A 23,455-nucleotide genomic window follows, 5' to 3' on the forward strand; every position below is an offset into this window, starting at 1 on the left:
ACTGCAGGGGAAGAGTGTTTCATTGTCCACGTAAACCCTCTCAAGTGACTGTATTTACAGGCTTATTGTACCACATGGCGTGAAGAGGGTCCAGGGAAAAGAGGGGAATGGAGGGATTATTTCACACGTTCTACGGCTCCGCCCTCAAATGCTCGCCAGACACCGAATCTGAGCCATCCCCTCCGATTCGCCGGCCAGCGCAGCCGGCAACTATTGTTTTTATTCAATGGATTGCCGGCGGGAACTTTGATCTCTTCGGCATTACGCACGGGCGTAGAGGTTGCGATGCGTCGAAGGGGGTTTAATGATGTGGCCTCTTTCCGATTCACAAGGGGACGATAATATTTGGAGGAAACTCCAGATGTGGTGCGCTACGAACGTCGCACCCGGAGGCGTACATCTGTACGTTGAGGGAGCGAGCGCAGGAGAGTGCCGTAGATCGAATTTCCTCCCCATATGTCCAACCGCATACCTATATGACTTTCGTTTTTTGATTCTTCGATTGACGAAGTGATTGGATCTGGTCTTCTTTTTACATTCACCGTCCGGCAAATTCAATAAACCGTTTCAATAGCGATGCGGCATGAGGGGTCGGTTCGACTGTCTTTATCAGTGCGTCCGGCTCCTTTCCTTCTTCTCGCAGCATGTCGCGGTGTCGTTTTATATACTCCCTTACTGTGGCCTCATCGAATTCAGGGTGGAACTGGACTCCCCAGGTGGAGCTGCCTATCCTGAATGCCTGGTGGGGGTCGAGGGGGCTCGATGCGAGGAGCGTTGCGCCCGGGGGGAGGGTGAGGACGGACTGGGTGTGGCATGCGTGGGCTTTTATGAGGGACGGCAGGCCGGCGAAGAGCGGGTCCGTGGCGGCGGATTCGCGGAGGGTCAGCTCCACTGTGCCGAATTCCCGGCCCATGGGATTGTGGCCGGCTTTACCGCCGAATGCATGGGCGAGGAGTTGATGGCCGTAGCAGATGCCGAGGGCGGGCATGCCTGATGAGGCTATTTCCCGAAGCCATGAACCGGTCTTCTCGCCCCAGTCGGAGCAGTCCGTAATCATGGAATGAGATCCTGTGATAATGACTCCTGAAAAGTCGGTGACTGAAGGCAGGGGTTCGGCCCGGGTCACATCGATTACGGTAAAACTATGCCTCTCCTGGCCGGTGCCGGCAATGATCCAGTTTTCGAAATCCCCGGCGTGAGAGGCGATGTCGGGGAAGGTCGAGCCGGTTTTGATAATCACTCTATTTTTCATCTACTCCCGCTCATCCGGCCCCTGTTCGTCGAGCATCTCCCTCACCTTTTGCAGGAGGGTGCCCGGTGAGATGGGTTTTGGGACGAATTCGAACTTCTTGTCTTCCACGCCTTTATCGAGGATCACGTCCCTCGTATAACCGCTGGTAAAGAGCACCTTCACACCGGGTTTCATGCGGCGTATCTCGTCATAGGCTTCCCGTCCGCTCTTTTTCGGCATTACGGAATCGAAGACGAGGAGATCTATCTTCCTCATCTTTCCGAACTGCTCCACCGCCTCCTCCCCATCGCCTGCCTCGATCGTCGTGTAACCGTATTCGCCCAATATCCTGCAGATCAGGGATCGCACGGATTCATTATCTTCCGCGACCAGAATGGTCTCATTTCCACCCCGGACAGGGGCGGGCTCTTTCCTTTCTTCTTCAACGGCTTTGCTCACCATGGGAAGATAAATATGAAAGCTCGTACCTAAATTCGGCTCGCTATACACGGTGATATAGCCATTGTGCTGGCGCACGATCCCATAGACCGTCGACAGCCCGAGGCCTGTTCCTTTTCCCGTCTCCTTGGTAGTGAAAAAAGGATCGAAGATTCTTTCCCGTGTCGCCTCATCCATGCCCACGCCTGTATCCGAAAGAGAGAGGAGGATATACCTGCCTGGTTCGCCATAGCCGTGAAAGCGCCGGAATTGATCGTCCAGCTCCACGATCTTTGTCTCCATGGTCAGCACACCGCCCTTCGGCATCGCATCCCGGGCGTTAGTGGCCATATTCAAAATTATCTGGTCGATCTGGACGGGATCAGCCATGATGGTGATTTCTTCGGCAGTCAAAACCGTCTTGATCGCGATATTTTCGGTCAGAAGCCGCATCAGCAGTTTTTCCGCAGAACGGAGGCATTCGTTTAAATTGAGGTGGCTGAGACGGATAGGTTGCTGCCTGCTGAAGGACAAAAGGCTGCGGGTGAGGTGGGCCGCCTTCTCCGCTGAAGAGAGTATAGAGTCCACATAAGTTCTTAAGGGGTCATTCTGTGCCAGATCCATTTTCAGCATGGCGCCGTAACCCGTGATCACGGTGAGAATATTATTGAAATCATGGGCAACGCCTCCCGCTAGGGTGCCGATAGCCTCCATCTTCTGAGCCTGTTGGAGCTGTGTTTCCAGGCGCGCCTGCTCTTTTTCCGATTCCTTTCTATGAGTTACGTCCTCGACGGTGATAAGGGAATACATGAACCGGCCGTCGCTGTCCCGCATGAGAGTGACCGTTGAGGACCCCCATACAATGCCCCCGTCCTTTCTGATATATCGTTTTTCCGTCCGATAAAGAGCAGACTTTCCCGTGATTAGCTCCTTCACGTGGGAGGCATCATCGGCCAGGTGTTCAGGATGGGTAATATCTTTGAAGGTGAGTGATGCCAACTCCTGTTCCGTGTACCCCAGCATTTTGCAAAAGGCTGCATTTGCCCGAATGAGCCGGAGGTCGATACCGGCGGTGACCATACCGAGAGGACTTCTTTCGAATATTTTCCTGAACTGCTCCCCGCTCTCCCGGACCGCTTTTTCCATATCCTTATATTCCGTGACATCCTGGTTCGCGCCATATCTCTTCACGATGCGGCCCAGATCATCCATGACGATCCTCGATCGTGCCATGATGTGGCGCACCTGCCCGTCGCGACGGATTATACGGTGGGCGATAATCACCGATGCGGGGTCCGGTCTCAGGGTATTTTCCTCCACGAAACGGGTGTAACGTGGAATGTCGTCAGGATGCACGAACCGCCGGGCGTACTCTTCCGTGGTCATCCGGTATCCCCCTTCCTGCCCGGAGGTGGTGCCGTAAAAGGCGTAGAAGGGATCGTTGAAGATGAATGTCTGTGCCGCACTGTCGAATTCCCAATACACGATGTGGGCGAGGTCCATCGCCTCCGACAACTGAACGCGACTGGCAAGCAGGGCCTCCTCCGATTTCTTGCGCCCGGTGATATCGCGGAATGTCCAAATCCGCCCATAGTCTGTCCCGTCTTTACCGATAATGGGACTCCCGAACCTGTCGAGTACTGTCCCGTCCTTAAACTCGAGCTCATCCCTGAGCGTTTCGTTGGGATGGGCTTCGATATAGTCGATTTTCTCCATAAACTTGTCGGGGTTTTTGAGGAGCCCCTTTTCCCACTCTATCTGCGCATTGCGGTCATCACTCTCGGCGATATCAGGCGGAATTCTGAAGAGGTCCTCCATCTGCCGATTTTGGAGGATCTTTCTTCCCTTGTGGGTGACAAGAATTCCATCCAGAGACGCGTTCACCTGCGCTTCAAGTAAGGCGGTCTTCTGCCGCACCTGTTCCTCCGCCTCTTCATGCTCCGTGATATCGTATGCGGTTCCGGAGACGGCGGGGCGGCCCCCGTACATCATGGGTCTCCCGAGGACGCTCACCACAATGGCTGCCCCGTCTTTCCTGACAGCCCTCTGGATGAGGCTGATATTTTCCGTTTCTCCTTCCAGGAATTTTGCGATACATTCCCTGATAATCAGTTTTGTCGCAGGTTCCAGGATATCGAGGGAATCCAGTGTATCGGCCAGTTCTTCGCATGTGTAGCCGAGGATTTCACAGAACCTGTTATTGACGAAGCGAAACCGGTCATCCTGAAAGATGTAGACACCTGCGAGTGAATTCTCGATGAGGGTACGGTACTTGGCCTCCGATTCGGAGAGGGCATCCTCGGTCCGCTTATATTCCGTAATATCCCGGATCACTCCGAAAGCCACGTTTCTCTCGCGGTCATATTCCGCCACGGAATGGATATAGACGATCTCCCCCGTGTCAGGCCGCTTTATTTTAAATTTCACGTTGTAGGGGCGGTTTTCGCTGATGAGTCTCCGGAGTGCCTCATTGAGCATTTCCCGGTATTCGGGAAGGGGTATCTTCTGCACTTCGTGAATCGTCCAATCCCGACCGGTGATTCCGTAGATGTTGCGAGCCCCCTCCGATGCAAAAATCAGGTTTAATTCGAAATTAAATTCCCAATTTCCACAGCGGGAAATGATCTCGGCTCTCGACAGACGATTCGTGCTGATGAGAAGCTCTTCCTCCAACCCCGTGCGCTCGGTAATATCAGTCCAGACACAATGATAGACGGTACGGCCGGAGACCTCCGACTTTTGAGCAGTGACATGGACCTTTCTGATTTCGCCCTGCCGGGTACGGTGAAGGGTTTGAAAATCATCCCGGCCCCGGTACATGACATTCTCGATATGTCTGCGTGTTTGCTCCGGGCTTTCGATAATTTCAACGTCATGAACGGTCAACCCGGCGAACTCCGCTCGCGAGTAGCCGAGCTGGCGGTGTGCCGCTTCGTTAAACTCCACGATGGCCGCGGTAAGGGGATCGATAACCACGCACCCATAGGGTGAGTCTTCAAAAAGCACGCGATAGAGGTTCTCGCGGGCCTTCAGTTCTGCCTCCGACTGCTCGAGTTCCTGAATCCGCTGCTTCAGGGCATCCATCTCGCTCATAAGCCCCGGGTATGTGGTTGAAGGGTCATCCATCACGTCCCCTTTTGCATTGGAATTGAGATAACGCGCATTAAGGCGGAAATGACAATCTCCCGGATGCGAAAAGGCAAATGGCGCCATGGCCACCTATTGCCTCCGCCCCTTGATAGAGCCAGGTTACTCATCGGGCGTGCGCTACACCTATCTATTATCGCATAATTGATCTGATATGTTTAGGTGCCTCTCCGATAAAGTCAGTATTCACCTGATTAACTGAAATATCTGTTTCCCGGAAGAACTCCGCGACCGGTGGCACGGCTTTTGCTTAATATATCACCATGACAATCCCTTTGAGAGGAGGTATAATTGGGGCTTCCGTCTTTTAAATCGATTAAGACCCAACTCCTTATTATCGTCCTTATCTCCATTTTACCCGCCCTGGGCATAATCCTCTATTCGGGTATGGTAATCCAGCGGGAGGCAATCCGGGAGGCCGAACACGAAGTCCTGGCAGTGCTCAATGGACTGGCGGCGGAGCATCAGCTCGTGGAAGAGAGTACGCGACAGCTCCTCATCACGGTCTCTCAATTACCCGAGGTACAGCACGCAAATTTGGCTGCCTGCAATAAAATCCTTCAAAAACTGCTCATCCAGAACCCGGTGTACGGCAATCTCTTTATTACCGATCCCGAAGGTAATATGATAGCCGCGGGTCTACCCTTTACATCTCACAATGTACGGCACAGGAAATATTTTCAGGATCTTCTCACCACAAAGGATTTTTCTGTAGGGGAATATGTCATAGGAATGACATTCAGAAAGCCGGAGCTTCATTTTGCATACCCCACCCTCGACGGGAAAGGAAGAATCAAGGCGGTCGTGGTTGCGGGTATCGACCTTACCGGTTACGGCAGGCTTTTCACAAAAGCGAAGATGCCGGAGGGCTCCGATCTTATTGTGACGGACCATAAGGGGATAAAGTTACTCACCTATCCTGACTCCCCCGGCCTGACGGGAACGGCCGATAGCGCCGAGAGAATTGCACGGATGACCCAGGGGCCCGAGGAGGGAACCTTTGCCCGCTTCACCGGCTCGGGTAAGCGCCTGGTCGCGTACAGGCGGTTCAGCCTGAGAGAAGATACCATACCCTATCTTTTTATCAGTGTGGCAATCTCTGAAAAACAGGCATTGGCCGGGGCAAGAGGGCTTCTCTACCATAACCTTGCCTTTCTCGCAATGGCTTTTCTTATGGCCGTGGCCATCGCGTTGATCGTGGGCAAAGCGGCCATTGCAAAAAGACTCGACGCCCTCGTGGCCGCCTCGGTGAGGCTGGGCCGGGGAGATCTCACCGCCAGAACCGGGCTTCCACCCGGCAAAGACGAGTTAGGACGCCTCGCGGAGGCATTTGATGAAATGGCCGATCAACTGGAGCATAAAGAATGGGCGCGCCGTCAGGCGGACGAAGCATTTCTCAGCTCACAGGCAAATCTATCGGCCATTACGGAAAGCACCGACGACTGGATCTGGTCGGTGGACCCGGACCGTTTCGGTTTCCTCACATTTAACACTTCCATAAAGGAATATTTTCTCGGTACCCGCGGCATCGAAATCCACACCGGGACGGCGCTTGAAGAGGTCTGTCCCGCTGAAAGACTGGAGACGTGGCGGGGATTTTACCGGCGGGCACTCGCGGAGGGAAGGTTCCAGACGGAATACAGGGCAAAGGGAAACCCAAAGATATTCCTTCTTTCCCTGAATGCGGTCCACCGCGCCGGCGAGATAATTGCCATATCGGTGCTGGGAAAGGACATCACCGAAAGCCACACGGCGGCCGAGAAGCTCAGGGAAAGCGAAGAAAAGTACCGCAGCATCTTCGAAAACGCCGTCGAGGGCATATTCCAGACCACGCCCGAGGGGCGGTATTTGAATATGAACCCGGCCCTTGCCCGCATGTACGGGTATAGTTCGCCCGAGGAGATGATCGGGGCCGTCACCGACATCGAAAAACAGCAGTACGTGAACCCGGAGGATAGGAACCGCCTGAAGGTCCTTTTCGGCACGCAGGGATTTGTGGAACGATTCGAGACCCAGATCTACAGGAAAGGCGGCGATAAGCTCCTGATATCGATGAATGCCCGGGCCGTGAAGAGCGCAACGGGAGAGGTGGCCTATTATGAAGGCACCGTGGAGGATATCACTGCCAGAAAGGAAGGCGAAGAAACGCTGAGGGAGAGCGAAGAGACGTTGCGGGCGCTGATCAATGCAACCCGCGAGACTTTATTGATGATCGATACTTCGGGCACGGTACTCGTGGCGAACGAGGTTGTGGCCCACAGGCTGGGTAAAACCGTTCGCACCCTTATCGGCACCCGGATATACGACCACTTCGCTGCCGATGTGGTAGAGTCAAGAAAAGATCATTATGAAAAAGCGGCCGCCACGGGTGAGCCGGTTCGTTTTACCGATTCGATGAACGGAAAGATTTTCGACCACTTCGTTTACCCTGTGTTTAACACGGACAGGGCAGTCGTCAGGATCGCCATTTTTGCCAACGACATTACCCAGAGCACACGGGCATGGGAGGAAAAAGGGCGCCTCGAATCGCAGCTTCGCCAGGCCCAGAAGATGGAAGCCATCGGTACCCTTGCAGGCGGAGTGGCCCACGATTTCAACAATATCCTCACCGCGATCATCGGTTACGGCAGTCTTCTGCGGATGGGGATGGACGGGGATCCGAAAAAATCCTATGTGGACCAGATCCTCTCCTCTTCCCACAAGGCGGCCGTTCTCACCCAAAGCCTTCTCGCCTTCAGCAGGAAGCAGGTAATAGAGCCAAAACCAAGAAAGATAAATGAAATCATCTGGGAAGCGGAAAAACTGCTGAAGAGGCTCCTCACCGAAGATATAGAATTTACCGTGGTATGTGCCGATTCCGACATGACCGTCAGGGCCGATGTAACACAGATAGACCAGGTGCTCATAAACCTCGCGACCAATGCGCGGGACGCCATGCCGGGCGGGGGAAAACTCGTGATTGAAACGAAATCGATTGAGCTCGATGACAGCTTCGTGCAGCTCCACGGGTTCGGACAACCGGGAGGGTATGCCCGCGTCTCCGTATCCGACACGGGAATAGGTATGGACCAGCAGACGCGGGAAAAGATCTTCGAACCTTTCTTTACCACGAAAGAAGTGGGAAAGGGCACGGGTCTCGGACTCTCCCTGGTCTACGGCATCATTTCCCAGCACAACGGCTATATTACGGTGACGAGCGAGCCGGACAAGGGAACCAGGTTCGATATTTACCTCCCCATAATAAAGACCCGGGCCATGCAGGCTGAGCAGCCCCCCGAGGAGGTAAAAGGCGGCCACGAGACGATACTGGTGGCTGAAGATAACGACCAGGTAAGGATACTGGCAAAGGAAGTGCTCACGAGCAAGGGCTACACAGTGATAGAGGCAACGGACGGAGAGGATGCAGTAAGGCAGTTTCGGGAGCATAAGGACGAAATCGTCCTTCTCCTCCTGGATGTAGTGATGCCAAGGAAAAACGGCCGGGAAGTCTATGAAGAGATAGCCAAGGCAAGACCCGATGTAAAAGTCCTTTTCACCAGCGGCTACACGGGCGACGTGGTCCTGATCAAAGGCATCCACGACGAAGCCCTGAACTATATCTCCAAGCCCCTGGCGCCGAACGAGCTATTGAAGAAGGTGAGGGAAGTCTTAGATAGGTAGAATTGGCAGGGTAAGGCGTATTAATTTTATTCAATGGATCGCCGGCGGGAACTTTGCTCTCTTCGGCATTACGCACGGGCGTAGAGGTTGCGATGCGTCGAAGGGGGTTTAATGATGAGGCCTCGATTTACAAGTGGACGATATTTGGAGTAAGCTCCAGATAGGTGCACTGCGAGCGCAGTCAGGGTGCCGCAGATGGAGTTTTCACTTCTAACCCCCCATCCATCTTCGGAAGTTTCCCCCCGTTCAATCCTGCTTTCTCAGGCTTAAATTATGAATCATGGATTTTGTGATGTAGCGACTTCACCTGCAAATCGTGTATCTGGGCTTCGATAGGCAGTTGTGAATAACGGAATGAAATGTGGCACCCCGCCTCTACTGCAACTTATATGGTTCGCGTCAGAACTGGCCAAATGCAGACTTTTCGGACGTCCCTTTACTCTCCCTTGTTTGGATTCAGCACCCGGCGTACTGTCTCTGCCAGCACACGTTTGGCGAGCGGTTTCATCAGGAATTCCTTGATCCCCACCATCTTCGCTTTCTCCGGCGATGCATTATCGTTGTGCCCCGTATAGAGAATAATCGGAATATCGGGCCGCACCTTCAAGAGTTCCTTTGCGAGGGCGAATCCCGTCATTACCGGCATGGTATAATCGGTAATGACCACATCAAAGCTGAGGGGATTATGGAGGAATAAGGACAGGGCTTCACGGCTCTCTGCGACCCCGACTACTTCGTACCCGAGCCGCAGCAAGGTCTCCCGGCCCCACTCCACAAGGGCCTCGTCGTCATCGACGAAGAGGATGAGTCCCTTCCCGCGAGGGATTTCGCCTTGGGCGAGTTCTTCCGATTCAACGAATGGTTCGGCTTGTGGAATGAATACGTTGAAGGTGGAGCCTTTTCCCGGTGTGCTCTCCACGGTGATCTCCCCCTCAAGGCTTTTTATGATGCCGTACGCGACCGCAAGCCCCATACCTGTGCCTTGCCCCCGCTCCTTTGTGGTGAAGAAGGGCTCGAAGATTTTTTTTATTACATAGGGTTCCATGCCCGTGCCCGTGTCTTTTATGCTGAGAAGCGCACAGGGCCGGGGCTCTAGTCCGGCAGGCGGAGTGGAATGGGCATCGCTTAGGCTTATGGTGAGTCTTCCCCCCTTGTCCCGCATGGCGAAGCCGGCGTTGGTGCACAGGTTCATTACCACCTGCTGCATCTGGGACGGATCGGCAAGAACGGTATCCGATTTGCTTTTTATCTTTACATCAATCTTCACGGTGGCGGGGAGTGACGCCCTGAGGAATTTAACCGTATCCCTGATGAGGGGAGTTAACCGCAAAGGGACGACCTCCGGATGGCTTTTCCGGCTGAACGCAAGGATCTGCTTCACAAGATCCCTCCCTCTGAATGCGGCTTTCAGAACATGCTTGAGGCTACGGTCCACGCCGGATTCGTGCGACCCGTTATCATCGATTGCCATCTCGGTAAAACCGATGATAACGGCAAGCATATTGTTAAAATCGTGCGCGATCCCCCCTGCGAGGGTGCCGATAGCTTCCATCTTCTGTACCTGCTGGACCTGCTGTTCGAGCGCGTGTTGCCCTGTCAGGTCGGTGGCAACAACACAGAAGCCCTCCACGTCCGGGAGCAGGAGACGGCGGGCAGAGATAAGGACCGGTATCTCCCGCTCTCCAAAGGCGGCGAGATGGTACTCACCCCGGCAGCCTTCCTTTCCACATGTACCAAGGGAAGCCTTGAACGCCCCCCACTCCTCAGATGGCAAAATTTCGTGAAAGGACGCTCCCGTAATCGTGTCGTGCGATGTGTTGAGCATCTCTGTGAACTGATCGTTGCAGTAAAGGATCGTGCCGTCGATTCCCACTATAAGGGCACCCTCGGACATCGCCTCGACAAGGACGCGGTACGGGTGTTCGGCGCCCTGGAGTGTGAACACCTGTTGCCCCTCGGGTCCGTCAACGACGAGTGCGTCGATCTCATGATTCCTGATTGCCCGGAGGGTCTCCTCGGCCTCCCCAAGGCGTACCCGCAATGCCTCCACTTCGGCCTCAAACTGCCGGTTCGTCCTGCTCTTCCCAGGGGTTACTTTTTGTCCCTTCTCGCGCACTGTCATGACTTCCCTTGAGATTTCGGCGTAAGGTCATTTTTGGGTTTGAGATCGAGGCCCACAAGAATTCGGTCCATGTCATGCATGCTGCCGATAAACTTGCGGAGCGGCGGCGGCAGCTTCCTGACCAGCGTGGGGACTGCGACGATTTGCTCGCCCTTGGCAAGGACCGGCTGCTGGTAAATATCGATCACCTGGAGTTCATAGCGGTCCCTAAGGTGTTCTTCACAGACCTTCTTGATATTGAGGATGGCCTCCGTCGACTTGGACGTGGCGCCGGCCACATAGAGGCGGAGCACGTACTTCTTCTCGCCAGAGTTCCTGAGGGCTTCCTCAAAAACCTCTATCTGGTCCCGAACCTTTCTTGTCATGCCTTCCTCCTTTCTTCCCCTGGAACGGGCCGAAGGTCAAGACCGACCAAAACCCTCTCGGCATTGGAGAGGTCCCCGATGATCTTCCTTACCGGCTCGGGAAGTTTCCTCACGAGAGTGGGGATAGCGAGGATCTGATCACCCGCCGCCAGCGTTGGATTTTCAATAAGATCGATTATCTCTATCCGGTACTTGCCTGAAAGGTGCTCGTCACAGATCTTTTTGAGGTTAGCAAAGGCAGCAAGCGACTTCGGAGTCTGTCCCGCAACATAGAGTCTAAGCTGCCAGAAATCCCTGCTTTCTTCAGCTTCTTTCGGTTTTGAGTTTTTCATCCTATTGTCGCCTCGTCTGCCTTCCGTGAATCGGCCGCCTGGATACGCTGCCCGGCTGCCGCCTGGGTCCGGGCTGCTACCTCGGCTATGTGCTTCCTTATCTCTTCTTCGGCCTCCTCAAATTCCGAGCGGTATACCGTCAACTGCGACTCAAGGACCGCGCGTTTTCGCTCGATCTGACGGTTGAGCCGTTCGATCTCCTCGGTGCGGGCAAGTCCCATGACTTGTTCTTCTGCGACCTGGGCCTGACGGGCTGCCCCGGTCAGGGCGCCCGAAGCTCCGAGATAGACATCTTCCAGCATGAGGCCGTGAGCGGTAAGCTTAAATTCCCTGAACTGATTCGAGTGTGCCATTCCCCTTGACTTGATGATAGTGAGCCCGCGGTTGCGTTCTCCCTGGCCCTCGATGTCCTTGAGTACTATCCAGGTATCCATGAGGGAGGAGACGCTGACGTCGCTCTGTTCGAGGCTGGTTCCGGGAGAGGTGAGGCTCGTAAATAAGGACGTGACCTGCTTCGCCTTCAGAAAATCTACAAAGCGGGTGAGCATTGATTTCACGTCTGTCTGGGCCGCGACGGAGATGAGGTTCGTGATCGGGTCCATGACTACGATATGGGGCTTAAACTCATCGACCAGTTTCGTCATCTGGAGGAGGTGCATCTCAAGCCCTAGTAGTGTAGGCCTCTCGGAGCGAATGATGAGGTTCTTGCTGTCTATGCATGGTTTGAGATCTATCCCGGCGGAGCGCATATTCCTTACGATCTGGTTCGGCGATTCTTCAAAGGCCAGATAAAGGGCCCGTTCTTTTCTCTTGCATGTCCCTTCCGCGAACTGGGCTGCCATGGTTGATTTTCCTGTCCCTGCCCTGCCGGAGATGAGGACGCTTGAGCCCCTGTAGTAGCCCTTGCCCTCGAACATGGCATCGAGGCGGGGGATGCCGGTAGAAACTCTTTTCAATGGCGCCTCCGAGTTGAGGCCTAAAGAGGTGATGGGGAGAATGGAGATGCCGTCTTTGTCGATGAGAAACGGGTACTCGTTGGTGCCATGGCATGATCCACGATATTTAACCACCCTCAAGCGGCGCGTCGATACCTGTTCGGTGACCCGGTGATCGAGAAGGATCACGCAGTCCGCCACGTATTCTTCGAGACCGTAGCGGGTGAAGGTGTTCAGGCCCCGCTCCCCCGTAACGATGGCGGTGACGCCTTTTTTCTTGAGCCAGCGGAAGAGGCGCCGAAGCTCCGCCCTCAAGATACCTTCGTTCGGAAGGGAGGAGAAGAGGACCTCAAGGGTATCGAGGACCACCCGTTTTGCGTTGATGGAATCGATGGCATGGCTCAATCGAATGAAAAGGCCTTCCAGGTCGTACTCCCCCGTTTCTTCGATCTCCGACCTTTCTATGTAGACGTAGTCGAGGGCGAGCTTCTTCTCCTTTGTCAGTGCGTCGAGATTGAAGCCCAGAGAGGAAACGTTTGCGGTAAGCTCCTCCCCTGTCTCCTCGAAAGCCATGAAGACGCCCGGTTCGTCATATAAGGTTGCACCCTTGACGAGAAACTCAAGGGCAATGAGGGTCTTGCCGGAGCCTGCGCCCCCTGTAACAAGGGTAGGACGGCCCTTCGGGATTCCGCCCAGGGTAATCTCGTCGAGGCCCTGGATTCCTGTGGGACATTTCTTCAGCGTGAAGTCGTCTGGTGCTGGTTTTCTACGTGGCATGGTTTAGCCCCCTCGTGTTAGCTTGAAAAATCCATAAAATGGAACGGAAAAGAAAATCATCCAAAAACGGATTTCTATGACATCGGTCAGGAAAAGACTTATGAGGTCGATTGGAAGAGGACAGGCCTTTCCTGGCTTGAATGAATATCTATGGTGATTGTCTCTCTCAACCGAACAAAGGAGATCGCCTTTATTAAGTACAACGAAACATGTTCTCCTCTCTGTAGCAGAACAGACAATTATTTTGTAACGCTTTTGTACGCGACCAGTGTCATCGTTTTTACTACACGGATTAAGATCGGAAACATTTTGTCACTTCACGGACTAATTCTCGACGATTGACGGAAGAGCCTTTACCGTTCCTTCGGGACGTTTGCTAAGGCGCAATGAATGGATTTGTAGTTACTGGTTCCAATCTGAAGCATGGCATAATGGCCACGAGGCCTAGAAACGGAACTACAGGAAGAACAGCAGGACCTGTTGCCATTGGTCGTTGCGCAGCTTTTCACGATTAAAGATTCGGCCCCGGGCCACTCCCTGTTGGGCCGATTCACCGGCCGGGGGCAGCCGTGCAACTATTTAGTAATTATCAAGGATGCCCGGAAAGGCTTCTCGGGAACGGCGGGAATGTCGCGTGTTCGGGGAAAAGCAGATCATATGGGAGGGAAGGGGGCATTTCACTGCCCCAATCTTTGCCTTTGCAAAAAAGAGCCTTGGATAGGCGAGTCAGCTTATGCGGCTCCTGTGGCTTTTTCGTTTTGGATAGTAATCTTGGGGTTCGTATTTGCAGGCGGCACCGGTGACCCTTGTTCCATCAAAATGTTTACGTGTTCGGCCATTCCCCATTGTGCTTTATAAATACAATCTTCGACAGAATGACCTATCCCCGAAAAGCCTTCAAGCGCCGAAGAAAAAAAGCCGAAATAATCCGGCTCTTCTGTTGCTTCGATAATCAATGAATGTGGCAATTCAATCATCTCAGTCGCCTCCGCTATGGTCGGACCTTGAGACCGGCAGCCTTGAGAATGGCGTTGCGGTGCCCTTCGGCACTTCTTTCGAGCTGTGGAAATCGATCCGAAGAGTGTCTCCCAATCCATGTATTGGCGAAAACACTTCTTCTGGGGGCGCATAATCTGCTCTACGAAGCCCTGAAAGATCGAGGCTAAGGAACAATACTTCGCGCCCTTCTGAAACCATGTCCTCTTATGCAAAAGGCAAGAGGGGTACCCGACCCCCTTTAACAGTTGGCTCAGCTATGCCCTGGAGTCGAGTGTGCGCCGGATGCTCCTCCTTTCGGACTGCCCGAGCAGAAGACAGAGAGGACCCGCTCCGGTTTCTCCGTATTGCACTTGGGGCAGGAGAGCCCTTCATTGTCCTCGCCCGATTTCTGAATCACCTCGAATCTTTCACCGCAGACCCTGCATTCATATTCGTAAATAGGCATGAGCAACCTCCTGTGTTCGCTCTATTTTGCATTAATAGTGTACCAGAAAATAAGGTGCTTGGTAATGATGCCGCGCGGAACGAGGAAGAGCGGGCATTCACGAAAGGTGACAAAGAAGGTTCCAAGGGGACCCCTGAAATCCTGAGACAGAGAAGCGGTGTTGACACGACAATATCGTTGAAGCGGATTAGGTCCGCGCTTCGGGAAGGAGTCATCCTTTTCTAAACTTACCTATCCCGATAATATTCATGCCACCTCTCGCGTTCCCTTCCTCCCCAAAATGCAGTGGCCGTCCAAGTGCGCGACCAGCCTCAAATCCACCCGTCTTCTGTTTACTTCCTCTCCGATGCCTCTAAACGCTTTAGCTCAGTGCCGACCGAATCCCTGCATATGTCGGACTGGCAGGTTTCCAGGGCTAACCTGTAGACTTCTTCGGCTTCATGCTTTTTGCCGGCCCCACAAAGCTGCTTTGCCACGTCTCCCAGAATGAGAAAATTGAGGCGGCTGCGGTCGGGGCACTGTCGGTCGAGGACCCTCTTTATGTCTGTTCTGCCCGCGTCAATGTCGCCTTTGGCGTAATGGATATAGGCGCGGTCGATATAGGTCTGGCAGTCGTTCTTGTCCATATCCACGGCTTTGGCGATCAGGCGCTCCGCTTCTTTGAAATCCTTTTTATCGGCGGCTCTGAGGGCGCCTACCGCATATTCCATCATGATCTCCCTGCTTATTACCTTCCGGTATTCGTGGCTGCACGTCTCCTTTTTGATCACCGGCGCGTTGCCGCCTTTGGGGGTGAACCTGTCGCCGGGTGCGAGAAAGCCGTGTACCGTGATAGTCTTTCCTTCATGACGGGAGAGGTCCACGGAGGCAGGCATCTGCATGCGATACGCCCTCACCGGCATCCGGCCTTCTTCCGCAGGAGAGACACTGTAGAATATTCTGTTGATCACACAGCCTGTGAGGGTCCGCTCTATCGGTCTCGATGCAGTCGCCCGGCAGGGGAGGAGGAGAGTCAATAATAAGAGACAAAGAAAGACCGTGCCCGTTGCCGAAGCCCTATTTTGGGCCCCCGTGCGATCTGCCGAAACGAGTCTTATAATTTTGATATTCATCATTCTATTCAGTACGATAAATTGCGGTGTTTTTCAACCGGAATTGCGTACGCCCTTGACATGGTAAAACATATGTTTTAAATAATAGTTTAAAACGTAATATTTTGATAACCGCGAGATGGGATGACTATGAAAAACAGATCTACTGCCTCATCGGACACCAAAACACGCATTCTTGAAGCAGCCGGGAAAGTGTTTTCCGGTCGCCGGTTTCAGGACGCCACGGTGCGGGAGATCTGCACGGATGCGGGGGCCAACGTGGCTGCGGTCAATTACCACTTCGGGGACAAGAAGCGTCTCTACCTGGCAACGCTCAAGTATTGGCAGCGCTTTGCCTTCGAGAAATATCCCATGGACCGTGCGGCAGACCTGTCGCTCTCCCCGGAAGAGCGGCTTAAGGTCTTTATACTCCAGTTCCTCCGGCGGGTCTTCGATGAGGGGGAGGCCTCCTGGTTCGGCAGGCTCATGGTACGGGAGCTGGTGGAGCCCACGGAAGGGCTTGACATGGTGGTGGAGGAGGCGGCGCGGCCCACCTTCGAGATCCTCGCTGCTATTATCCGGGAGCTTCTCGGAAAGGGGGCCTCGGAGACGACAATCCGCCTCTGCGGGGCCAGTGTGATCGGCCAGTCCGTATTCTTCTTCGTTCAGCAGCCCCTCATCAAAAGGCTCTTCTCCGACGAGACATGGGACCGGAGCAAGACGGATGTGATCGCGGAGCACATTGCCCGCTTCTCCCTGACCGCAATGAAAGCATTCGCCTCAGGCAAGAAAAAAGGAGACAGGTGATGAACGCAGGCGGCTTAAAGGCGCGCGGTACACGGATAGGGGCCTTGGTCCTGGTGATCCTCTTTTTCCCCGTCTTTTCCGGTATGGCTCGCGGCCAGGGCATGAGGCCGGCAGGAATGGGCCCGGACCGGAATATGATTGGCACCGCACCGCATTCAGTGGAAGGAAGAAACCCCTATACCCTCGATTCCATTATCCGCTACGCCCTTAAAAACAATCCCAGGATCAGGATCGCGGGAAAGAATGTGGAAGGGGAAGGCTATGGGCTCGATGCAGCCCAGGCGGAACGGATGCCACGCATCGATTTCGGGGGCGGGGTCACGAGGTACCGCTGGGACACGCCCCTCACCCCCATTGTGATCAGCATTCCTCTCAGCACGAATACGGAGATACCCGAATTTAGAAGGACCATATGGGATACGGGCCTCTCCTTCAGGCTCCCTTTGTTCAGAGGGGGCAGGCTCATGAGGAATGTCCGGGTAGCGGAGATGAGACAGGGAGTGGCCGTGGACACTCTTAAGAGCACCACCCAGGACCTTGTCTATAACCTTTCGAGTGTCTTTTATAAAATCGCCCAACTTGAAAAGCTCTATCTCGCCAACGACGGGTCCGTACGGCAACTGGAGGCTCACAAGAAGAACGTGGAGACCCAGCTTGCAGCAGGTACCGTACCGCGCCTCGATCTTCTCAAGACCGATGTGGAGCTTTCCCACGCGATCGAAAACCGCCTCGTGGTGAAGAATAATCTCCTGAGCGCCTATGAGCTTCTCAAGAGCCTTATGGGTATGGACGAGATGGCGACTACCATCTCCATTGCGGAAGAGCAAAAGGAAGACGAATCATATCCTCCGGTCGAAGAGAGCCTGAGCCGCGCCCTTGCGCAGCGACCTGATTTCAAAGCAGCGGCGAAGAGACTCAAGGTAAGTGAAGAGCGTATCAAGATCGCATGGGGGAAGCGGCTCCCCGATATTTATGCCCAGGGAAGGTATTGGGGGCAGGCGGGTAATGAGTTTGCCTTCAAGGAAAATTACTATTTCGGATTGAATCTGTCGATCCCCATTTTTGACGGAGGGCTCATAAGGTCCGAAATAAACAGGGAGCGGGTGGAACTGGAAAAGGCAAAGGAGGAGGAGCGTTCTCTCAGGCTCGCCATTACGCGAGAGGTGCGGGACGGCCATCTCACCATTGCAAATGCCCTGGAGAGGATTGGGGTCACCGGCAAGGCCCTCGAAAGCGCGCGCGAGAACCTGCGGGTAGAGATGCTCAAATACGAGACCGGCGAGGGCACGAGCACCGATGTTATAGACGCGCGAACGGCCCTTCTCAGGGCGGAGTCGGACTCCTATCAGGCGCTTTTTGACAGGCAGACGGCGCTCGCCTCCCTCAGGCGGGCAGTCGGCGATGAATGGTATGGGGAGGAGGCGGGGAAATGAAGAAGAGAATAATCATAATCGTGGTGATCCTCGCGGTGATAGGAGGAGCTTTTCTGATAACCGGCCGCCTCCGGGACCGGAAGGCTGACGGGACCATGCTCCTTTCGGGAAACGTGGAGGTAACGGAAGTGAACGTGGGCTTCAAACTGCCGGGAAGGGTAGTCGAGCGCCTCGTCGATGAAGGGGACCAGGTGAAAGCCGGTGATTTAATTGCACGACTCGACAACAAGGAGCTTGCGAGCGTGGTGAACCAGGGAAAAGCATCCCTCGGAGAGGCAGCCGCCAGGCTCGAAGAGCTCCACGCGGGCTCCCGTTCCCAGGAGATAGAGCAGGCCGAGGCGGGCGTGAAGACACAGAGGGCGGAGCTCGAAAAGGTAAAGAATGACTTTGCCCGGGCCGAGGTCCTCTTTCGAAACGGCGCCATCGCGGCATCACGCTACGATGCGGCAAAGAGCGCCTATGAGGCGAGGGCAGCCCTCTACAGAAACAGCATGGAAACCTTGAGCCTCACAAGAGAGGGCCCGAGAAAAGAGGAGATAAGGATCGGGACCCACAGGGTCGAACAGGCGCGGGCAAGCCTTGCCGCGGCACAGGAGAGGTTTAAGGACACAGTGATCTTCGCCCCCACGGACGGGATCGTCCTCAGGAAGAACGTGGAGCCCGGTGAAACCGTGGCCCAGGGTATCCCCATAGTCACCATCGGCGATTTGGAAAAACCATGGGTGAAGGTCTATGTGAAGGAAGATAAAATAGCCCTCATAAGGCCGGGCCAGAAGGCATCCGTCACGGTGGATACTTATAAAAATAAAGCATATGAAGGGGTGGTGAGCTACATATCGTCGGAAGCGGAGTTCACCCCCAAAACCGTGCAGACCCCGGAAGAAAGGGTGAAACTGGTTTTCGGGGTCAAGGTGAGGGTAAAGAACGACCATAACGAGCTGAAGCCGGGAATGCCGGCCGACGTGAGGATTCTTCTCGATCCCCAGTCGGAAAGGACGTCAAAAAAATAGAGGCTTCAGGTGGATGAGACGGTCATAGATATCAGGAATCTGAGGAAGGTCTTCGGCGACCGGGCGGCCGTCAACGACCTGAGCCTTACCATCGGACGGGGCGAGCTTTTCGGACTCGTGGGACCCGACGGCGCGGGTAAGACGACCATCATGCGACTTCTCGCCGCAATCCTGAAACCGACCTCCGGCGATGCTCTTGTTGCGGGCCACTCGATTCTCAAAGAAGGGGAGCTCATCAAGGAGAAGATCGGTTACATGTCCCAGAGGTTCGGCCTCTATGAGGACCTGACAGTGATGGAGAATATCGGCTTTTACGCGGACCTCTACGACGTGCCGCAACGGGAGAGGCCGGCCCGTACGGAAAGACTCCTCGGGTTCAGCAACCTCACGCCCTTCAAAGACCGCCTCGCAGGCAACCTCTCGGGCGGCATGAAACAGAAGCTCGGCCTTGCTTGTGCCCTCATCCATACCCCGGAAATACTCTTTCTGGACGAGCCCACGAGCGGGGTCGACCCCGTGTCGCGCAGGGATTTCTGGCGCATCCTCTACGATCTCCTCAAAGAGCGGATCACCGTGGTCATCTCCACGGCATACCTCGATGAAGCGGAGCGGTGCACGCGCATCGGACTCATCCACAATGGGGATATACTCGTCGCCGACGAACCGTCGAATATCAAACAGTCCTTCGGCATGCCCATGATCGAGATATCGACCCGGAAGGCGCGGGCGGGGCGGGACTTCCTCAGTACGCTCCCCGGGGTGCGATCGGTGAGCATGTACGGGGAGCGCCTCCATGTGGCGATCGACCATGAGGACGTGGCGAGCAGGGTCGGAGATGCGCTCAGGGAGCAAGGAATCCCCGTGGAGTCACAAAGAAGGATCGTGCCTTCACTGGAGGATGTTTTTATCTCAATGGTGGGGGAGAGGGAAAGGGGAGGAGAGAAAAAGGCAGGTTGAGGTAAAGGTTGAGGAAAAGAGATGAGAACCGTTATTTATGGTAACTGATGGTAACTGATGGTAACTGATAGTTATTCATTATGAGCGATGTTTTGGGCAATGAGTTACTATTTAATTACAATAATAACTATAAGTTACGTTATTCCATAAGGAAATAGATGACCGACAATGTAAATGATATTGCCGTATCGCTTCAGGGCCTTCGCCGGACCTTCGGGGATTTTGTTGCCGTCGATTCACTCGACCTGGAAGTCCGGAAGGGAGAGGTCTTCGGCTTTCTCGGGCCTAACGGGGCGGGAAAATCTACCACCATCCGGATGCTCTGCGGCCTTCTTATGCCTACAGGCGGAAAAGGCTCGGTGGGAGGGTTCGACATCATAAAAGAACCAGAATCCATCAAGTCCATCGTCGGTTATATGTCCCAGAAGTTCTCCCTCTATGACGATCTCACGGTGGAGGAGAACATCGATTTTTTCGGCGGGATCTACAACGTTCCAAAGGAGAGGAAGAAGGAGCGGAAGGAATGGGTGCTGCGCATGGCCGGTCTCGAAGAGAGGACCGGGAGCCTCGCAAGGACTCTCGCAGGGGGCTTCAAGCAGCGCCTCGCCCTGGGGTGCGCCATCCTCCACGAGCCGCCCATCATCTTCCTCGATGAGCCCACATCGGGAGTAGACCCGGTATCGCGCAGGAACTTCTGGCATCTCATCGACGAGCTCTCCCAAGGGGGCGCTACGGTCTTCGTTACCACCCATTACATGGATGAGGCGGATTACTGCGACCGCCTTGCCCTGATCTACAGGGGTAAGATCATTGCCGAAGGGACCCCCGCGGAGCTGAGGCACGAGCACATGACACATCACGTCCTGGAGGTGGAAACGGACCGTGTGGTGGATGCCCTGGGCGTGCTCGCGAAGGCGGGAATTGATGCGGCCATCTTCGGCGCGGCCCTCCACGTAACCGTAGAGCGTGCGGACGAAGACGGGCAACGCCTCGTTGCGCTCCTGCAGGGTTCAGGGATCAGGGTCGCACGGTGCGAACGGATCGCCCCCTCCCTGGAGGATGTTTTTGTCGCTTTGATAGAGGTCGCCTGATGAAGCTCGTGCGGATCAAGGCCGTTGCGCGAAAGGAGATCATCCAGATACGCCGCGACCGCCTGAGTCTTGCCATGGGTTTTCTCATGCCCATTATCCTCCTCTTCATTTACGGCTTCGCAGTAAGTTTCGACGTGGAGAAGATCGACACCGTAGTCTATGACATGGACAAGGGGAGCTTGAGCAGAGAATTGGTGAATGAGTTTTCCCAATCCGGATATTTTACCGTATTGGCCTATGTGGACCGGTACGAGGAGCTGGATTACTGGCTCGATCGTGGAAAGGCTAAGGTCGCCATCGCTATACCTGTCGATTTTTCGAAGCGTGTACGGGCGGGAAAGGATGCCGCCATCGAGGTGATCCTCGACGGGAGCAATTCGAACACCGCCTCCATCGCGCAGGGATATATCCTTTCCATCTCCGAGGCCTTTCCGCGAAGGCTCGGGGGAGGGAAAATTACCCCCTTCGTCGATTCGAGGAGCAGAGTCTGGTACAATACGGAGCTTAAGTCGCGGAATTTTATCATTCCCGGGCTTATCGCCGTGATCATGGCGGTGATCGTGGCTCTCCTTACCTCCCTCACCGTGGCCAGGGAATGGGACCGGGGCACCATGGAGCAGCTCATATCCACTCCCGTCAAGCCAGCCGAGCTGGTCATAGGCAAGCTCATCCCTTATTTCATAATAGGGTTAATCGATACGGTCCTCACGATTCTCATGAGTACCCTCCTTTTTCACGTCCCCTTACGGGGCAGTCTTCCCCTTCTGCTCACCCTCTCCTCCATCTTCCTCTTCGGCGGCTTAAGCACGGGAATCCTCATCTCCATTGTCGCGAAGAGCCAGGTGATCGCAAGCCAAATGGCCATGCTCAACTCTTTCCTGCCCGCCTTCCTCTTATCGGGTTTCATCTTCAGCATTTCGAATATGCCGGCTCCCCTCCAGGTCGTGACCTACATCATCCCCGCGCGGTACTTCGTCACCATCCTGAAAGGGATTTTTCTGAAAGGCGTGCCTTTCAATTTCCTCCTCTGGGAGACTACGCTCCTCGCGGGTTACGGCCTCGCCGTCTTTATCCTCGCCATAAAGAAGCTCAAAAAGAGGATCGACTGATATGGGAGAGAGGACAATACAGCTCATCATAAAGGAATTCATACAGACCTTCCGGGATAAGCGGATGATCTTCTTTCTCTTTGTAACCCCCGTCATCCAGCTCGTCCTCTTCGGCTACGTGGCGACCTTCGACGTCAACTCCATCCGTACCGCCTTCTACGATCTCGATAAATCCCCCCAGAGCAGGGAGCTGGAGGGTCGGCTCAGGGAATCGGGTTATTTCCGCATCGACTACCGACCCGGCTCCCCCGAGGAGCTGCGGGAGCTCGTGGACAGGGGTAAGGTCCTCTGCGCGGTCCAGGTGAATACCAATTTCGCCAAGGACCTGAAACGGGGAATCCCCACCCGGGTACAGGTGATCGTGGACGGCACGGACTCGAACACCGCCATGATCGCCATGGGTTATATCAATACGGTAATCGCGAAGTACAGCAAGGAAATGGCGCCCCAGGGGAGTATCGTGCCTCACCTCTCAAAAATAGAGTTCCGTACGAGGGTCTGGTACAACCCCGATTTACGGAGCAGGAACTATATGGTGCCGGGGGTAATCGCCCTGATCATCATGCTTACCTGCCTCCTCCTCACTTCCATGGCCGTGGTGAGGGAAAGGGAGGTGGGCACCATGGAACAGCTCATGGTGACGCCCATAAAGCCCCTCGAGCTGATTCTCGGAAAGACCGTGCCCTTTGCCGCCATCGGCTTCTTCGACATGGCCCTCGTCACGGCCGTCGGCGTCTTCTGGTTCGGCATACCCATAAAAGGCGCCTTCCTCTTCCTTTTCCTCTGCACCGCTGTCTACCTCCTGCCTGTACTCGGGATAGGCCTTTACATATCTACCATATCGAAGACCCAGCAGCAGGCGATGATGGCCACTTTTTTCTTCTTCCAGCCCGCCATTCTCCTCTCCGGCTTCGCTACCCCAATAGAGAACATGCCCATGGTCTTCCAATACATTACATATCTGAACCCCTTGCGCTATTTTCTCGTCATCGTACGGGGCATTTTCCTGAAAGGCGTGGGGATTACCGTACTCTGGCCCGAAGTGACGGCCCTCCTTGCTCTGGGTACGGTGATCCTGACCTTAGGCGCCCTCAGGTTTAAGAAGAGGCTGGCCTGAACAATCTCGCCTATTCCTTACCGGCATCTTTCGCAGGCGCGCCTTTGCCCTGCTTCATTCCTTGCCGCTCTTTGAGATTTTCAAGGCCTTCGCGGCATGAGGGGCTCAACTGGTCGGCATGGTCGCGAAGACACTTTATGATGCGGCCTTCGCCATGGGACACACCCTGGCAGAAGGCAGCGATATCGTCTTTGCAGGCATCCCTCGGCTTTGTAGCTGCGTTTCCATAACCCACAAAGAGGATCGAGGCCGAGAATACCATCAGAACCAAATAACAGGTCTTACTTTTCATACTCCCTCCTTTCGGATATAATCGATATTTGAAACATATGACTTCCCGGCCTCTCCTGCATCTATGATGCATAAAACGGAAGAGAAGCATGAGGCAC

18 protein-coding genes are annotated in these 23,455 nt (G+C 54.6%); 8 read left to right on the top strand and 10 right to left on the bottom strand.

Annotated elements, in window-relative coordinates; genetic code table 11:
* Nucleotides 1-538: 538 nt before the first annotated feature.
* Both VGJ94_00005 and VGJ94_00010 read right to left on the bottom strand, forming a co-directional pair.
* Complete coding sequence (locus VGJ94_00005) at nucleotides 539-1,252, bottom strand: glutamine amidotransferase (GenBank protein ID HEY3274973.1); 714 nt, start codon at nucleotides 1,250-1,252, stop codon at nucleotides 539-541.
* On the bottom strand, nucleotides 1,253-4,795 hold the full coding sequence (locus VGJ94_00010) for a PAS domain S-box protein (protein ID HEY3274974.1): 3,543 nt from the start codon (nucleotides 4,793-4,795) through the stop codon (nucleotides 1,253-1,255).
* Nucleotides 4,796-5,107: 312 nt separating this feature from the next.
* Here VGJ94_00010 and VGJ94_00015 point away from each other — a divergent pair, with 312 nt between their 5' ends.
* Nucleotides 5,108-8,476 (top strand): PAS domain S-box protein, encoded by a 3,369-nt coding sequence (locus tag VGJ94_00015; protein ID HEY3274975.1) that lies wholly within the window; start codon nucleotides 5,108-5,110, stop codon nucleotides 8,474-8,476.
* Between the two features lie 436 nt (nucleotides 8,477-8,912).
* On the opposite strand, the gene VGJ94_00020 is transcribed toward VGJ94_00015, so the two are convergent.
* The 7 genes from VGJ94_00020 to VGJ94_00050 form a co-directional block, all read right to left on the bottom strand.
* On the bottom strand, nucleotides 8,913-10,598 hold the full coding sequence (locus tag VGJ94_00020; GenBank protein HEY3274976.1) for an ATP-binding protein: 1,686 nt from the start codon (nucleotides 10,596-10,598) through the stop codon (nucleotides 8,913-8,915).
* Nucleotides 10,595-10,963, bottom strand: a complete 369-nt coding sequence (locus tag VGJ94_00025; protein HEY3274977.1) for a circadian clock KaiB family protein — start codon at nucleotides 10,961-10,963, stop codon at nucleotides 10,595-10,597. Before VGJ94_00025 ends, VGJ94_00020 begins: the two co-directional genes overlap by 4 nt.
* Entirely contained in the window at nucleotides 10,960-11,295 is a 336-nt protein-coding gene (locus tag VGJ94_00030; GenBank protein ID HEY3274978.1) for a circadian clock KaiB family protein, read from the bottom strand. Before VGJ94_00030 ends, VGJ94_00025 begins: the two co-directional genes overlap by 4 nt.
* Complete coding sequence (kaiC, locus tag VGJ94_00035) at nucleotides 11,292-13,007, bottom strand: circadian clock protein KaiC (GenBank protein ID HEY3274979.1); 1,716 nt, start codon at nucleotides 13,005-13,007, stop codon at nucleotides 11,292-11,294. The genes VGJ94_00030 and kaiC overlap by 4 nt, the downstream gene beginning before the upstream one ends.
* 731 nt (nucleotides 13,008-13,738) lie before the next feature.
* Entirely contained in the window at nucleotides 13,739-13,984 is a 246-nt protein-coding gene (locus VGJ94_00040) for a hypothetical protein (GenBank protein HEY3274980.1), read from the bottom strand.
* A gap of 272 nt (nucleotides 13,985-14,256) precedes the next feature.
* The gene (locus tag VGJ94_00045; GenBank protein ID HEY3274981.1) at nucleotides 14,257-14,451 is read right to left on the bottom strand and encodes a zinc ribbon domain-containing protein; all 195 of its coding nucleotides are present in this window, start codon (nucleotides 14,449-14,451) and stop codon (nucleotides 14,257-14,259) included.
* 332 nt (nucleotides 14,452-14,783) lie between these two features.
* Nucleotides 14,784-15,353 carry a hypothetical protein gene (locus VGJ94_00050; GenBank protein HEY3274982.1) on the bottom strand — a complete coding sequence of 190 codons (570 nt, stop codon included), beginning with the start codon at nucleotides 15,351-15,353 and terminating at the stop codon, nucleotides 14,784-14,786.
* 339 nt (nucleotides 15,354-15,692) lie between these two features.
* Here VGJ94_00050 and VGJ94_00055 point away from each other — a divergent pair, with 339 nt between their 5' ends.
* From VGJ94_00055 to VGJ94_00085, 7 genes are all read left to right on the top strand, one after another.
* Nucleotides 15,693-16,349 (top strand): CerR family C-terminal domain-containing protein, encoded by a 657-nt coding sequence (locus VGJ94_00055; GenBank protein HEY3274983.1) that lies wholly within the window; start codon nucleotides 15,693-15,695, stop codon nucleotides 16,347-16,349.
* The gene (locus VGJ94_00060) at nucleotides 16,349-17,782 is read left to right on the top strand and encodes a TolC family protein (protein ID HEY3274984.1); all 1,434 of its coding nucleotides are present in this window, start codon (nucleotides 16,349-16,351) and stop codon (nucleotides 17,780-17,782) included. Before VGJ94_00055 ends, VGJ94_00060 begins: the two co-directional genes overlap by 1 nt.
* Nucleotides 17,779-18,792 carry an efflux RND transporter periplasmic adaptor subunit gene (locus VGJ94_00065; protein ID HEY3274985.1) on the top strand — a complete coding sequence of 338 codons (1,014 nt, stop codon included), beginning with the start codon at nucleotides 17,779-17,781 and terminating at the stop codon, nucleotides 18,790-18,792. Before VGJ94_00060 ends, VGJ94_00065 begins: the two co-directional genes overlap by 4 nt.
* A 9-nt stretch (nucleotides 18,793-18,801) precedes the next feature.
* Complete coding sequence (locus tag VGJ94_00070) at nucleotides 18,802-19,749, top strand: ABC transporter ATP-binding protein (protein ID HEY3274986.1); 948 nt, start codon at nucleotides 18,802-18,804, stop codon at nucleotides 19,747-19,749.
* A 158-nt stretch (nucleotides 19,750-19,907) separates the two neighbouring features.
* Nucleotides 19,908-20,840, top strand: a complete 933-nt coding sequence (locus VGJ94_00075; protein ID HEY3274987.1) for an ABC transporter ATP-binding protein — start codon at nucleotides 19,908-19,910, stop codon at nucleotides 20,838-20,840.
* The gene (locus VGJ94_00080) at nucleotides 20,840-21,949 is read left to right on the top strand and encodes an ABC transporter permease (protein ID HEY3274988.1); all 1,110 of its coding nucleotides are present in this window, start codon (nucleotides 20,840-20,842) and stop codon (nucleotides 21,947-21,949) included. Before VGJ94_00075 ends, VGJ94_00080 begins: the two co-directional genes overlap by 1 nt.
* Before the next feature lies 1 nt (nucleotide 21,950).
* On the top strand, nucleotides 21,951-23,066 hold the full coding sequence (locus VGJ94_00085) for an ABC transporter permease (GenBank protein HEY3274989.1): 1,116 nt from the start codon (nucleotides 21,951-21,953) through the stop codon (nucleotides 23,064-23,066).
* A gap of 10 nt (nucleotides 23,067-23,076) precedes the next feature.
* Here the strand turns inward: VGJ94_00085 and VGJ94_00090 are convergent, their stop codons facing one another.
* On the bottom strand, nucleotides 23,077-23,358 hold the full coding sequence (locus VGJ94_00090) for a cysteine rich repeat-containing protein (protein ID HEY3274990.1): 282 nt from the start codon (nucleotides 23,356-23,358) through the stop codon (nucleotides 23,077-23,079).
* Nucleotides 23,359-23,455 lie beyond the last annotated feature (97 nt).

The organism is Syntrophorhabdaceae bacterium (assembly GCA_036504895.1).
Lineage (GTDB): Bacteria > Desulfobacterota > Syntrophorhabdia > Syntrophorhabdales > Syntrophorhabdaceae > PNOM01.